Origin of the sequence: Kitasatospora sp. NPDC057015 (assembly GCF_042673745.1) — a bacterium.
Taxonomy (GTDB): Bacteria; Actinomycetota; Actinomycetes; order Streptomycetales; family Streptomycetaceae; genus Kitasatospora.
This window is the reverse complement of the sequence record NZ_JBHUSG010000006.1, coordinates 43,657-57,230: the sequence shown is the minus strand read 5'-3', so window position 1 is coordinate 57,230 and position 13,574 is coordinate 43,657. Positions and strand designations below refer to the sequence as shown.

Genomic DNA, 13,574 nt, shown 5'->3' with positions numbered 1-13,574 from the left:
GGGGGTGGGCCCCCCCCCCCCCCCGGCCGGGGCGCCCCCCCGGGGGGGGGCCCGCGGGGGGGCGCCCCCCCCGGGGGGGGGGGGGGGGGGGGCGCGGGGGGGGGCCCCCCCCCCCCACGACCCGTCAGTAGCCCTCCGCGCCGATCACGTTGACCAGCTCCCCGCCGCGGGCGTAGCGCTCCAACTGGGCCTTGGCGAGAGCCATCGCCCGGACGGCGGGCGTGCCGTTCGACCCGGCGACATGCGGTGTCAGCAGCAGCCCGGGCGCGGACCACAGCGGATGGCCGGCGGGCAGCGGCTCCGGCTCGGTCACGTCGAGTGCCGCGAACAGGCGGCCGTCGCGCAGTTCGTCGATCAGCGCCGCGGTGTCCACGACCGCGCCGCGGCCGGCGTTCACGAGCAGCGCGCCGTCCCGCATCCGGCCCAGGAACCCGGCGTCCACCAGGCCGGCGGTGGCCGGGGTCAGCGGCAGCAGCAGCACCACGATGTCCGCCGCGGGGAGCAGGTCGGGCAGCTCCTCGACACCGTGCACGCCGGGCCGGGCCTGCCGGGCCACCCCCACCACCTCGACGTCGAACCCGGCCAGCATCCGGGACAGCGCCGAACCGATCGAACCATGGCCCACGATCAGCACGGACTTGCCCTCCAGGGTGTCCGTCCGGCCGTAGTCCCACCGTCCGTCGCGCCGGGCCTGCTCGAAGCGCGGAAGCCGCAGCAGGTGGGCCAGCACGACCCCGACCACCCACTCGGCGACCGCCCCGTCGTACGCCCCCCGCGCGTTGCACAGGGTGACCCCCTCCGGTACGAACGGACTGATCCACCCCACCCCCACGGACTCCAACTGCACCAGCTTCAGCCGGGGCAGTTCGGCGAGCCGGGCCAGTTCCGCGTCAGCGACCTCGAAAGGCGGGACGATGACCTCGACGGTGTCCGTCGACTTCGGGAGGTCCGGGCCGCCGGTCCACACATCGGCGCGGAATCCCGCCGGGAGTCCGCCCATGAGTTCTTCGGATTCCGCCTCGGGCAGCCAGACCGTGATCACGATTCCGCCCCCTTCCGCACCGCGGTGCCGGTATGCCGTGACCGCTCGATGTCCCGGATAGTGGGAAGTGCCTGGGGTCGGCTCTTGTTCTCCGCGTGAAGTTCCATACGCGGCACATTATCGCCCCGCGCCGCCCCTCACTACTGCTTGACGATGATGGCCAAACAGGCTGTCCAGCAGGATAGTTGAAGGTCAGCACGGACATGTTGGTACACATCAAGGGAATTGCGGGCCCCTTGCTCCGGAGTCCGTTGACATCTCCCGGTGGGCCGGTGAGAATGAAGATCGGTTGGCATCGTTTCGCGACGGGCGGCCGCCGAAGCAATGCGATGACACCGACTCCTCCTGATCGGCCCCGATAACGGGGACCTGCCTCGGGTCGGTCCTTCCGGGAACCCGTCGGGGGAATTCCGGGAACTCGCCCGGACTAGGAAGTCGTCCGGACTCGGAAGTGCCGCAATGTCATGCCGCTCCCGCCCGCCTTCCCATCATGTGGGCGAATTCCTCCCGGCCGCACGGGCGCGGCCTCCTGTGAACGGCAAAGGAACCCTCATGACCGACCAGGCAGTCCGCACCGCCGGCACCGCGTCCCAGGACGCCCCGGTCCTCCTGCTCGTCGGTAGCGGGTACCGGCCCTATCGCGAGTACATCCTGGCCGCCGTCTCGCGGCACTACCGCCTGTGGCTCCTCGACCCGTCCGAGGCGACCTGGCAACTCCCTTACTGTGCGGGCGCCACCCGGGTCGACACCCGGGACGCGGAGGCGGTGCACCGGGCGGCGCTGGCCGTCGTGGACTCCCTGCCGGTCGCCGGCGTCTTCACCTACGACGAGACGCAGGTGGTCAGCTGCGCACGCCTGGCCCGGGACCTCGGACTGCCCGGCAGCCCGCCCGAGACCATCGAGGCCTGCCGCGACAAGGCGGCCACCCGCGCCGTACTCACCGCCGCCGGTGTGCCCCAGCCCGCCTCGATCACCGTCACCACCGCCGAGGAGGCACTCGCCGCGGCCGAGCGGATCGGCTACCCGGTCATCGTCAAGGCACGCGCGCTGGCCGGCAGTTTCGGCGTGGTGCGCGCCGACCGCCCCGAGGACGTCACCGGGGCCTTCGCCGCCGCGGACGGCGCGGACTTCGCGAACCTGCCGCGCCACCCGGCGAACGTGCTGGTGGAGGAGTTCCTGACCGGCCCGGAGATCAGCATCGACGCGGTCATCCACGACGGGGAGGTCATACCGACCGTCCTCGCTCGCAAACGGCTCGGCCTCGAACCGTACTTCGAGGAGACCGGCCACGACGTGGACGCCGACGACCCGCTGCTCGCCGACGAGGAACTCCTGGGCCAGCTGCGACAGATCCACCGCGCGTTGGGCTTCGTCCACGGTGCGACCCACTCCGAGTTCAAGCTGACGCCCCGGGGGCCGCGCCTGGTGGAGGTCAACGCCCGACTGGGAGGGGACCTCATCCCCTACCTCGGCCTGCTGGCCACCGGCGTCGACCCGACCGTCGCCGCCGCGGACGTCGCCGCCGGGCGTGCGCCCGCCACCGCTCCGAAGTTCCGCAGGGCCGCCGGCATCCGGTTCCTATTGCCCGAGGGGCCCTGCGAGACCGTCGAGGTGGTCGTGCACGAGGAGCGCTTCGGCCCGACCGTCCACGAGACGGGCGTCACCGCCGCTCCCGGCGACCGACTCGCCCTGCCCCCCGCCGAGTTCCTGACCCGCTACGGCCACGTGATCGCCGTGGGTCAGGACCCCGACCAGGTCCTGACCGACCTCGAGAAGCCCGAACGGCTGGTCGAACTGCGGTCCCGGGCCCTGACCGAGCGGCTCTGACCGAGTGGCCCTGAGCGAGCGGCCCTGACCGAGTGGCGTGCCCCTCCGGGCGGGCGTGCCCTGACCGAGCAGTTCTGACCGATCGACATCCCGAAGGGGGACTGATTCGTGCGTACCACGGTGCTGGGTGACGGGGGGCCGGTCGTCGGCCGCATCGGCCTGGGCACGATGGGCATGTCCTTCGCCTACGACCCGCAGCACCGGGACGACGGTTCGTCGCTGGAAGTGGTGCGCCGGGCGCTCGATCTCGGCGCGAACCTCATCGACACGGCCGACGTGTACGGGCCGTTCAGCAACGAGGAACTGGTCGGTCGCGCCCTGGCCGGGCGGCGTGCGCGGGCCGTGCTGTCGACCAAGGGCGGAGTCCGTTACGACGGGCGGGAGTTCACCCTGAACGGGCGGCCCGAATACCTCCGCTCCGCGCTGGAGGCCAGCCTGCGGCGGCTGCGGACCGACCACGTGGACCTCTACTTCCTCCACCGCGTCGACCCGCTGGTGCCGGTCGAGGAGAGCTGGGGCGCGCTGTCGGAGCTGGTGGCCGAGGGAAAGGCACGCGGCATCGGCCTGTCCGAGGCGTCGCTCGACGAGTTGCGCCGGGCCCGACTAGTCCACCCGGTGGCCGCCGTGCAGTCGGAGTTCTCCCTGTTCACCCGGGAGTTCCAGGGTGACGTGGTGCCGTTCTGCGGCGAGCACGGGATCGCCTTCCTGTGCCACTCCCCGCTCGGCAGCGGCCTGCTGAGCGGGCGCTACTCCTCGCCGTCCGATCTGGGCGAGGACGACTTCCGCTCCGAGATGCCACGTTTCGCCGCGCAGTCCCTGGCCGCGAACGCACGGTTGGTGGACGTCGTCCGCTCGGTCGGCGAACGCCACGACGCGACGCCGGCCCAGGTGGCCCTGGCGTGGCTGCTGGCCCAGGGCGAGTACGTGATCCCCATTCCGGGCACCAAGACGGCGCGCTACCTGGAACAGAACGTCGAGGCCGCCGAACTCGTGCTGTCCCCGGAGGAGCTCGGTGAGCTCGACGCCCTCCCGGCGCCACTGGGCGCCCGGGAGTGACCGCCGGCGTTCCCCGGCCCGCGATCTCTCCCTTCTGCCCGTCCTTCCTGTAGCCCTGTTCGTCGCCGCGAGAATGCGTGGTCACCCGTGAGCAAGTTCGCCATCTTCGATCTCGACGACACGCTGGTGGACAGCACCGGCGCGATCGACCGCTGGTTCGTCGAACTGGCGGAGCAGCGGAGGCTGGGAGCGGACGGACTGGCGTTCCTGCGCCAGGAGCAGGAGCGGCCGGTGCCGCCCGACGAGTCGTTCCGCGCCATCGTCGACCGTTTCGGATTCCGGGAGTCGCCGGACGAGCTCCGGCAGCTCTTCTCGGAGAGGATGCCGCAGCTGGTCCGGGTGTTCGACGGCGTGCTGGAGAACCTGCGGTCGCTGCGCGAACACGGTTGGCGGACGGCGCTGCTGACCAACGGTACGGAGGTCCAGCAGCGACCGAAGATGCGCGACGGGCTGCAGGACCTCTTCGACGTGGTGTGCTTCGCCGACGACGAGGCGGTCCGCAAGCCCGATCCGGAGGTCTTCCGGATCGTGGCGCACCGAGCCGGTGCCCGGCTCCAAGGCGGGTGGATGGTCGGTGACTCCCTGGAGTACGACATCGCGGGCGGCGCGGCCGTGGGCATGTCGACGATCTGGGTGTCGGGCGGGGTGGTGCCGGCGGCCGGGGGAGCGGTGCCGGGCCAGACCGTGGAGAACGTCGTCGAGGCGTTCCCGATCCTGGGGAGGGCGGCCGCGCACCGTGCACGGCTCCACCCCGGTCGGCGAGTCGGTGCCGACGAGGGTGACGGGCGGTCGTAGGGGACGCGTCGAGGTGCGCTGGGCGAACTCGACCACACCATCATCCTGTTCACCCCCGACAACGGCGGCACCGGCGAGGGCGGCGCGGAGTGCACCCGCAGCTGCTTCGGCCGCTTCGTCCACCACCCGAACCCGCCCGCGGACCGGAACCCGGAGCCGGAGCGCTACCGCTCCTCCGAGCCGATCTCCTTCCGCTCCTTCGACACCGTGGTCGACCTCGCCGGGCAGGGTGCGGCGGACCAGGGTGTCCTGGTCCCGCACGGGGACCGGGACGGCGGCTACAGCCTGTACGCCGAGGACGGGCGGCCGCGCTTCGCGTACGACGAGTGCGGCGAGCCGTACGAGGCGGCCGGTGGCCCGGGTCCGCCCGTCACCGGGACGGGCGGCCGCCACCGGCCGTCACCGGGGAGGCGGCCCGCGCCGGGGCGATGACGTCGCGGCCGAAGCGCGCCATCTCCTGGTGCTGGGGGGAGAACTGGAGCAGCAGCAGATCGACCCCCGCCTGCTCGTACGCGGCGATCCGCGCGGTGATCTGCTCGGGGGTGCCGATCAGGCCCGCGCGCAGGCCCCGGTTGGAGACGCTGTACTCCTCCAGGGAGACCTCCGACTCCAGGTGCGATCCCTCCACGAAGTCCCGGTAGGAGGCGTACGCCTCGGGGGAGGAGCGCACGTCCAGGATGCGGCGCAGCTCGTCCCGGGCCTCCTGTTCGGTGTCGCGGCAGATCACGTAGCCGGAGACGCCGAAGGTGAGCGGTGCGAGGCCGTGGGCCGCGCGGCGCGCGCGCATGTCGGCGATCTTCGCGGCGATGGTCTCCGGCGGGTCGCCGTGCATGACGTAGGCGTCGCCGCGGGAGGAGATCAGGTCCTTGGCGGTGGGGGACTCCCCGCCCATGTAGACGGTGGGCCGGCGCGCCGGTTTGGGTTCCATGACCGCGCCGCGGAGGTCGTAGAGGGCGCCGCGGTGGGTGACCGACTCCTCGGTGAGCAGCCGGTGCAGTACCTCCAGCCATTCGGCGGTGCGGGCGTAGCGGGCGTCGTGCACGTCGAAGGGGACGCCGTACTGGGCGGCCTCGTCCTTCCACCAGGACGAGACGACGTTCAGGCTCAGCCGGCCGGGGGCGATGGTGTCGAGGGTGGACAGGGCCTTCGCGGTGAGCGCGGGCTGGTGGTAGTTGGGCCGCACGGCGAGCATGAGTTCCAGGTGCGTGGTGACCGCGGCGACGGCCGGGGCGAGGGTCCAGGCGTCGATGCTGGGGGCGTGGTGCCCCTTGATGTCGTTGAGGTTGAGCTCGGCGATCAGGGTGAGGTCGAAGCCGTGCTGCTCGCTGGCGACGGCGAGGTCGCGCAGGTACGGCCAGTCGATGGACATCTGCTCGTCCGGGACGTTGCGCAGCCAGCCGCCGAAGATCGGCATCCAGTATCCGTAGCGCATCAGGGGGTGCCCTCCTCGGTGATCAGCCGCTTCAGGAGGCGGGCCACCTGCCGTGGTCCCGAGCGCGGTGCGGCGGCCTCCACCTCGGGGTTGTAGTTGGTGTTGGTGTTGACGTCGTAGGTGACCAGGCGCCCGTCGGTGGTCTCGATAAACTCGAAGCCGGCGACCTCGACGCCGTGCCGGCGGGCGAAGTCCAGGTACTGCCCCAGCACCGGGTGGTCGAAGCCCTCGCGCAGGGCGAACAGGCTCGGTGCGGCCGGGCCGCCGTCGACGGCGCAGGCCTCGGCCGGGCAGAGTTCGAACCCGCCGCGGGCGGTGTCGGCGGTGAGCGCGTACACGACCTCGCCGTCCACGACCTCGACGCGGGTGATCCGCGGCTCGGTGGCCCGCAGGTACTCCTGGAGCAGGGTGATCCCGTCCACGGGCGGCTGGTGGTCCGGGTCCGCGAGATGCTCGGCGAAGGCGTCGACGCTCTCGAAGAGGGCGACCCCGAGCCCCTTGCCGCCCTGGTTGTGCTTGGCGATGAAGGGGGCGGGCAGTGTCGCGGCGGCCTGGAGGAGGCTGTCGCGGCCGACGACGGCGAGGGTGCGGGGGACGTCGATGCCGGCCGCGCGCAGCGCGGTCAGCTGGTCGACCTTGCTCATCTCCAGCTCCAGCACCCGGCGTCCGTTGACGACCCTGCGGCCGTGTGCCTCAAGCCAGTTGAGCACGGACCGGGTGTGGTCCCTGGCCAGTGCGTGGCCGCGGGTGTGCGCGGAGGCGCTCATCCTGGACCAGAAGACGCCGGGCGGCGGCTCGGCGTCCAGGTCGAGCACGCCCTCGCCGAGCAGCCACGGCTCGTGCGGCACGCCCTCGGCCTCGAAGGCCGCCGCCAACGGCGGGTACCAGTCGGGGTTCTCGTGGATCACGTACGCCTTCACCCGGTCTACCGCCCTCCGCCGCCCCGACCTGACGCGAGGCTACAACACCGGCCGTCGAACACCCCGCGCCGCTTCCGCGGCCGTGCCCCGTCCGACTCAGTCGGCCGGTGGTTCGGCGGGTGCCGGCGCCTGCACGCGGGGCCGTTCGGCGTTCGGGTGGTCGGCGGGGTCGGCGGCGAGCCGGAGCAGGACGGCGGCCAGCAGCAGCGCCGCCGCGACGACGGCGAATCCGGGGGCGCCGAGCCGGGTGGTGAGCCAGGCCAGCGCCGCCGGGCCGAGCACCGCCACCGCCTCCGTGCCGGTGCCGAAGAACCCCAGGTAGACGGCCTGGCGACGGTCTTCGGGTGCGAGGCCGAAGGAGAGCGTCCACCCGCTCGTCACCTGCACGATCTCACCGAGGGTGAAGCAGAGCACCGCTCCGGCCAGCGCGGCCACCGCACCGGCGGTCGGGACGAAGGCGGCCAGCGCGAGCAGCCCGCACCCCACCGCCTGGGCTACCGCCGCCGCCCACCCGGCCAGGACCGCGCTCGACACCCCGCTGACGCGCCGTCCGAGCGGGACCTGGAGCGCCACGACGGTCACGGTGTTGAGCAGCAGCAGGGCGCCCATCACGGCCGGCGGGACGGTGGTCCGACGGGCCAGCCAGAGCGGCGTCATCACGGTGATCAGCGGGATGTGCGCGGAGAGCAGGCCGTTCCCGGCCGTGAGCAGGACGAACCGGCGGTCCCTGAGCGGGAGCAGGCCGTCGCGCAGCCTCCGCAGCAGGGGCGCGCGCCCGGGGCCGGGCTCCGGGCCCGCTTCGGGGCCGAGGTCGGCCATCCGCCAGGTACTGCGGGCGAGCAGCAGGGCGGAGAGGAAGAAGGCCGCCGCGACGACGGCCACGACCGCGTCGAAGGCCGCGCGGTCCACCCGCAGCAGGCCGGCCGCGCCCAGCAGCGCCCCGGCCGTGACGCCGAGGTTGGTGGCCACCTGGATGCTCGCCATGGTCCCCGAGCGGTCCGCCTCGGGGACGAAGCGGCCGACCATGATCTGGCTGAACATCTTGCCCGGCCCGTCGGTGATCGAGACCAGGGCCAGGGCGAGGTAGAAGCCCGCGACGGAGTCGACGCCGACGAAGGTGAGGAACGACAGCCCCCGGACGACCTGGAGCACCGTGTTCACCCGTCCGGCGTGCAGCCGCCGGGCCAGTGTGGAGACCGGCACCATGGCGAGCAGGCCGAGGACCCCGCCCAGTGCCAGGCCGGTGCCGACCTGGTCGGCCGTCAGGCCCAGCAACCTGGTGAAGAAGAGGGTGGAGGCGGAGATCCACACGCCGGTGCCGATCCAGCCGGTCATCGCGGCCGCCGCCACCGCCCGCCCGACGGGGTGGTCGGGGACCTGCCCGCGGGCCCAGCGCAGCACCGGGGACACCGCATCCGCAGCCGGGGTCACCGTCCGACCCCGATTCCGGCCCCGGCGGCCCCGTTCCCCGCAGCCCCGGCGGCGGCGCCGATCAGGCGGTACCGGCGCAGCGCGGGCGCGCCCAGCACGTCGATCGGCGGGCCGAGCGGCCGGACCCGCTCCGGGGAGACCAGGTGGTACAGCGCGCCCTGCCAGAGCGGCAGCAGCGGCAGGTCGTCCAGGACGATCTGCTCGGCCTCCCGGTACCGCGCCCGCCGCACGCCCTCGTCGGCGGTGGCCCTGGCGGCGTCGATCAGCGCGTCCACGTCGGGGTTCCGGTAGCGGGAGTGGTTGCCCTCGCCGATCGCCGCGCCGTGCACCAGCGGGTGGAGCGCGTTGTCGTAGGAGAGCTGGTCCACGGCCCAGTTCATCCGGAAGAGGCCTTCGGCGCGCGGCAGTTCGCGCAGGTACGCGGGCCAGTCCAGGCTCCGTGCGGAGACCTGCCAGCCGAGGCCCGCGGCGATGCCGCGCACCACGTCCGCCACCCAGCCCTCGTGACCCTGCCCCGCGTTGAACAGCACCGTGACGCCCCCCGGCGGCGGCGTGATCCCGTGCCGGGCGAGCAGCCGTCGCGCGCCCTGCGGGTCGTGGGCGAGCGCCAGGGCGGGGCGGGCCGGATCCGGACCGGTGCCGTCGGTGCCGCCCGGGTCCAGCAGCGGGGGGACGACGCGGTTCGCTACCGGTCGCGTGCCGGCGAAGTGCCGTCTGCCGATGGCCTCCCGGTCGACGCACATCGCCACGGCCCGCCGCACCACCGGATCGTCGAAGGGGGCCAGCCCGGTGGGGAAGCCCAGAAAGGTGACCATCGGATTGGGCGTGCTGTGGAAGGCCGCCCCGGCTTCCGCAGCCGCCCGCCCGGCGAGGTCGGGCGGCACCTCTGTCACGTCCAACTCGCCGCGCAGGAAAGCGTGGTAGGCATCGGCGAGGCTGTTGTGGAGCCGAAAGGCGATCCGCGGGCTCTGCCCCGCGCCGCCGTACGGGTGGGCCGCGTTGGCGGCGTGGTAGCCGGCGAAGCGTTCCAGGACCGGACCCTGCCCGGGCCGCCAGTCCTCGACGACCCGGTAGGGGCCGTTGCTGACGGGCCGCCGGGCGAAGGCCGCCGGGTCCGCCTCGGCGAGCTCGGCCGGGACGGGCGCGGTGACCCGCTGGCCGAACACCGCGGCGATCTCGTGGAACGGCCGGGCCAGGCCGACCTCCAGCCGGTACGGGTCCACGGCGCGCACGCCCCGGAGCATCCGGTCCCGGCCGGATGCGACCTCCTGGTAGCCGTCCAGGACGGTGAGTGCGGACGCCGCGTCCGACCGCGTCTCCGGTCGGACCGCACGCGACAACGCGTAGCGGTAGTCCTCCGCGACGACCTCGCGGCCGTGGTGGAACCTGACGCCGGGGCGCAGGTCGAAGCGGACGCTCAGCCCGTCCGGCGCGACCTCCCAGCCGCGCGCGGCCGCGGGGGCGAGCCGTCCGGTGACGGGGTCGCAGTCCACCAGCGGGTCCGCGAGCAGGCCCGCCACGAGCGCGCCGTCGTGCTCGAAGGCACGCCCGGGATCGATCGCGGACGGCTCGCCGAGCTGGACCCTCAGCACCCCGGAGGTCATCCGCCGACCGTCGCGGTCGCCTCGACGTCCAGCCGGTAGCGGGCGATCGCCGCCCGCACCGCGCGGTGCACGGCGTCCTGGTCGGCGCCGCGGAACAGGAACCGCCCGCCCGCGTGGTCGTACCCGCCGTTCCCGTCGAAGACGTGACCGGGCTCCGGCAGCGCCTCGGCGTAGACCTCCGGCAGGACGTCGACCAGGGAGGTCCGCGCGTTCAACCGCTGCGGGGCCGGCGTCGGTTCGGGGAAGACCAGCCAGCCGCCGCTCGCGGCGACCCCCGGCGACTTCTGCTCCGGGGCGAGCGGCTCCAGCCCGACGGCGCTGCGGAAGGCCTCCGCGAAGAGGTCCACGCCGAACAGGTCGCGGTGCAGGAACGGCACCCCGGCGCCGCCGGGCCGCAGGCCCACCTCCAGGAACACCGGCTCCCCGGCGGGGGTGACGATGACCTCCAGGTGGAACGGGCCGTCCGGCAGTTCCAGCGCGTCCAGCGCGTCGGCGGCGAACCCGGTCAGCCGGGTGCGCAGCGGCCCCGGGTCGAGCAGCACCGAGCCCAGCGGGGCGCCCCCGACGAAGTCCAGGCAGGTGTTCACGTACGCGGAGGCGGTGACGAAGTGGAACCGGCCGCCGCGCCGGATGCCGTCCACGTGGTGCACGGCGCCCTCGACGTACTCCTCCGCCTCGTACCCGGCCGCGTCCCGGAGGCCGCCCTCGGCCTCGATCCGGGCCAGCGCGTCGGGGAGCTCCGGTTCGGTGCGGACCAGCACCACCCCGCGCGAGGCCGCGCCGTCGACCGGCTTGAGGACCAGCGGCAGGCCGAGCGCGCCGACCAGTTCACCGGCCGTGGTCCCGGCGGTGAGGGACAGGTACCGGGGCGCGCGGACGCCCGCCCGGTGGACCCAGCGCTTCATCACCGTCTTGTCCCGGAAGCGCAGCACGAAGTCCGTGCTCCAGCCGGGGACTTCGAGCGCCTCGCGCAGCCGGGCGGCGGTGAGCAGGTCGAACTCGGAGGGGCCGACGATCCCGGCCAGCGGCCCGTGCTCCTCGGCGATCCGGCGCGCTGCCGGCAGCAGCGTGTCGTAGTCGAGATTCGGGACCACGACGGTCGCCACCGCGCCGTCCAGGTCCAGCGGCGGCAGCCCGTCCTCGGTGGTCAGGTAGGCCAGTCGATGGCTGCCCCCGGGGACGAAGCGGTGGTACTCCCCGAACTCGTCGTCGAACCGGTTGACGACGAGGAGCAGCGGGACGGGGTCGGAGCCGGTCGCGGGTGCCGGACCGGTGCCGGGCCGGCGGCCCGGTCCGGTGTCGGTGCGGTCGCCGGGGCGCTGGTCACTCAAAGGTCACTCCAAGATCGATCGTCCGCCGGAGCTCCAGGGCCTCGGCATAGGAGTCGGTGCTGTACAGGACGTGTCCGACCCGGCCGCGGAAGTCCTGCGCCGGCGGCACCGGACGGCCGGGGGCCGTCTCCACCTCGACCTCCAGGACCTCCGGCCGGGCGCGCAGCCGATCCAGCCCGTGGACGGTGCCGTACGGGGTCCGGCTCGGTGCGGTGAAGAAGTGGATGCCGGCGTACTTGGCCCGCGGCGCGCCCGACGGGACGTCCCGCAGGTCCGTCCCCGTGTGCGCCGCCACCGCGAGGTGCGCCAGCGGTACGCCGGTGGCGATCTCGACCAGGTCGGGGATGCGGTCCCCGCCCAGCCGGGCGCCGAGCTCGATCAGCACCGGCTCGCCGCCGGACAGCCGTAGCTCGCAGTGGAACGGGCCCACCGTGACCTGCAGGGCGGCGACCACGGCCGCCACGTACTCCTCGACCGCCCGCCGCTCGGCGGGCGCCAGGTCGGCCTGGGTCACGTGCCCGAGTTCGACGAAGTACGGCTCCGGGCCGAGGAACTTGCGGGTGACCGCGACGACGGTGACCCGGCCCGCCGCCACGTAGCCCTCGACCGAGAACTCGGGGCCGTCCAGGTACTCCTCCAGCAGCGCCCGACCGTCCAACCGCCGTCCCAGGTCCAGCCGCCGGTCCTCGCTCAGCCGTCGGTAGGCGGCGTGCAGCTCGGTCGGGGTGTCGGCCCGGCTGACGTGGATGCTGCCCGCCGAGTCGGTCGGCTTCAGCACGCACGGATATCCCACCACCGCTGCTGCGCCGTCGAGTTCGGCGGCCGAGCCCAGCGAGGCGTAGCGCGGGACGCGCAGCCCGGCCGCCTCCACCCGGCGGCGCATCAGCGCCTTGTCCCGGACGGCCGCGACGGACTCCACGGGTAACCCCGGCAGGCCGAGGCGGGCGGCGACGCGGGCCGCCGCGGGCACGTAGAACTCGAAGCCGGGCAGGACACCGGAGAGCGGCTGCTCCCGGGCGACCTCGACCGCGGCCTCGACGAGCGCGGCCTCGTCGTTGGTGTCGAGCACCACCAGGGTGTCGATGTCCTTGCGCAGCTCGTCCGGGAGCCGGCGGTCGTCGCGGTCGTGCGACAGCACCACCGTCTCCAGGCCCAGGTCGTGCGCGGCGGCGAGCAGGGCCGCGCCGGAGGACATCGGCTCGACGACCAGGACGCGGCCGGTCCGTGCGCCGCGGAGGCCCGCCGTCATCTCAGACCCCGACCGCGGCGGGCTCGGCGGCAGCGGGTACGGACTCGGAGGGGTCGGCGGTGGCACGGGATCCGACCGTCGCCCGGTACAGCTCGTCGAAGTAGTCGCCGATCAGGTCCACGAAGACGGTGAGGTAGACCTCGGCCTGCTCGGGGGTGCTGAACTTCTCGACGGCCCGGGCGACCGTGCGGAACATCAGCTCGTCGTGGTCGTGCGCCTCGTCGAAGGCGAGGTGCGCCCGGGTGCCGTGCACGTACTCCTTGCCGAACTCGGTGGCGGCCTTGTCGGTGATGACCGGGTTGTAGCGGTCGGAGTACCACTCCACGAACCAGTCCCAGATGGTGGTAGGTGCGGGACCGGACCGGTCGGCCTCCAGGCGCAGGTAGCCCATCAGCTTGGCGGTGGAGGTGAAGACCGGAGTGGCGTTCAGGGCCTCGAAGGACAGGCCGAACCTCTCCAGGTCCCGGACGAACATGTTCTCGTGGCCGAACTCCTCCGCGAGGTATCTGGCCAGCTTGGCGGCCAGCGCGTCGTCCTTCGACCCGACCTTGTAGAGGGCGTAGCTGTCGACCTCGTTGTTCAGTCGGATCCGCAGGACGGTCTCGGTGATGTGACGGATGTACCAGTCACGGTCGATCCATTCGCCGCTGTGGAGTTCCCGCAGTTTGGGAACTCGCTGGAACTGCTTTTCCAGGAGTTCTGCCGCAAGCGCCTCAAGACGCCCTCTGTCGAGTCCGGACATGGTGGAGCACATCCTTACTGAACTGTTAATTCACGGGTAACGGGGGATTCTCCGACACGCTGCTTCCCCGCCGCGACGTGGTGAAAGCGGCTGGTGTCCGGCGTTGATCGCCGTGGAGGGACACGTTAGGTTCGGCGCTCAGTGG

At 73.2% G+C, this 13,574-nt stretch carries 11 protein-coding genes; 3 read left to right on the top strand and 8 right to left on the bottom strand.

What is annotated here, in order from left to right; all coding sequences use genetic code 11:
- Positions 1-124: 124 nt before the first annotated feature.
- On the bottom strand, positions 125-1,042 hold the full coding sequence (locus tag ACFTWP_RS07990) for a 2-hydroxyacid dehydrogenase (protein WP_380263387.1): 918 nt from the start codon (positions 1,040-1,042) through the stop codon (positions 125-127).
- Between the two features lie 552 nt (positions 1,043-1,594).
- On the opposite strand from ACFTWP_RS07990, the gene ACFTWP_RS07985 reads away from it, so the two are divergent.
- The 3 genes from ACFTWP_RS07985 to ACFTWP_RS07975 all read left to right on the top strand — a co-directional run bounded on the left by ACFTWP_RS07985 (position 1,595) and on the right by ACFTWP_RS07975 (position 4,720).
- Positions 1,595-2,869 carry an ATP-grasp domain-containing protein gene (locus ACFTWP_RS07985; protein ID WP_380263386.1) on the top strand — a complete coding sequence of 425 codons (1,275 nt, stop codon included), beginning with the start codon at positions 1,595-1,597 and terminating at the stop codon, positions 2,867-2,869.
- A 108-nt stretch (positions 2,870-2,977) separates the two neighbouring features.
- Positions 2,978-3,925 (top strand): aldo/keto reductase, encoded by a 948-nt coding sequence (locus ACFTWP_RS07980; RefSeq protein ID WP_380263385.1) that lies wholly within the window; start codon positions 2,978-2,980, stop codon positions 3,923-3,925.
- Between the two features lie 87 nt (positions 3,926-4,012).
- Positions 4,013-4,720 (top strand): HAD family hydrolase, encoded by a 708-nt coding sequence (locus tag ACFTWP_RS07975; RefSeq protein ID WP_380263384.1) that lies wholly within the window; start codon positions 4,013-4,015, stop codon positions 4,718-4,720.
- A gap of 370 nt (positions 4,721-5,090) precedes the next feature.
- Here the strand turns inward: ACFTWP_RS07975 and ACFTWP_RS07970 are convergent, their stop codons facing one another.
- From ACFTWP_RS07970 to ACFTWP_RS07940, 7 genes are all read right to left on the bottom strand, one after another.
- A complete protein-coding gene (locus ACFTWP_RS07970; RefSeq protein WP_380263383.1) occupies positions 5,091-6,152 on the bottom strand; it encodes an LLM class flavin-dependent oxidoreductase in 1,062 nt (353 codons plus the stop codon).
- Entirely contained in the window at positions 6,152-7,072 is a 921-nt protein-coding gene (locus ACFTWP_RS07965; protein ID WP_380263382.1) for a RimK family alpha-L-glutamate ligase, read from the bottom strand. The genes ACFTWP_RS07970 and ACFTWP_RS07965 overlap by 1 nt, the downstream gene beginning before the upstream one ends.
- Before the next feature lie 96 nt (positions 7,073-7,168).
- The gene (locus ACFTWP_RS07960; protein ID WP_380263381.1) at positions 7,169-8,503 is read right to left on the bottom strand and encodes an MFS transporter; all 1,335 of its coding nucleotides are present in this window, start codon (positions 8,501-8,503) and stop codon (positions 7,169-7,171) included.
- Complete coding sequence (locus tag ACFTWP_RS07955; protein ID WP_380263380.1) at positions 8,500-10,107, bottom strand: ABC transporter substrate-binding protein; 1,608 nt, start codon at positions 10,105-10,107, stop codon at positions 8,500-8,502. Before ACFTWP_RS07955 ends, ACFTWP_RS07960 begins: the two co-directional genes overlap by 4 nt.
- On the bottom strand, positions 10,104-11,438 hold the full coding sequence (locus tag ACFTWP_RS07950) for an acetyl-CoA carboxylase biotin carboxylase subunit family protein (RefSeq protein WP_380263379.1): 1,335 nt from the start codon (positions 11,436-11,438) through the stop codon (positions 10,104-10,106). The genes ACFTWP_RS07955 and ACFTWP_RS07950 overlap by 4 nt, the downstream gene beginning before the upstream one ends.
- Positions 11,431-12,687: an ATP-grasp domain-containing protein gene (locus ACFTWP_RS07945; RefSeq protein ID WP_380263378.1), complete on the bottom strand. Its 1,257-nt coding sequence runs from the start codon at positions 12,685-12,687 to the stop codon at positions 11,431-11,433. Before ACFTWP_RS07945 ends, ACFTWP_RS07950 begins: the two co-directional genes overlap by 8 nt.
- A gap of 1 nt (position 12,688) precedes the next feature.
- Positions 12,689-13,429 (bottom strand): hypothetical protein, encoded by a 741-nt coding sequence (locus tag ACFTWP_RS07940; RefSeq protein WP_380263377.1) that lies wholly within the window; start codon positions 13,427-13,429, stop codon positions 12,689-12,691.
- Positions 13,430-13,574: the final 145 nt, after the last annotated feature.

Coding starts and splice junctions, on each gene's coding strand:
- ACFTWP_RS07940 (WP_380263377.1), bottom strand. CDS start 13,429: ATGTCCGGACTCGACAGAGGGCGTCTTGAGGCGCTTGCGGCAGAACTC.
- ACFTWP_RS07955 (WP_380263380.1), bottom strand. CDS start 10,107: ATGACCTCCGGGGTGCTGAGGGTCCAGCTCGGCGAGCCGTCCGCGATC.
- ACFTWP_RS07970 (WP_380263383.1), bottom strand. CDS start 6,152: ATGCGCTACGGATACTGGATGCCGATCTTCGGCGGCTGGCTGCGCAAC.
- ACFTWP_RS07945 (WP_380263378.1), bottom strand. CDS start 12,687: ATGACGGCGGGCCTCCGCGGCGCACGGACCGGCCGCGTCCTGGTCGTC.
- ACFTWP_RS07985 (WP_380263386.1), top strand. CDS start 1,595: ATGACCGACCAGGCAGTCCGCACCGCCGGCACCGCGTCCCAGGACGCC.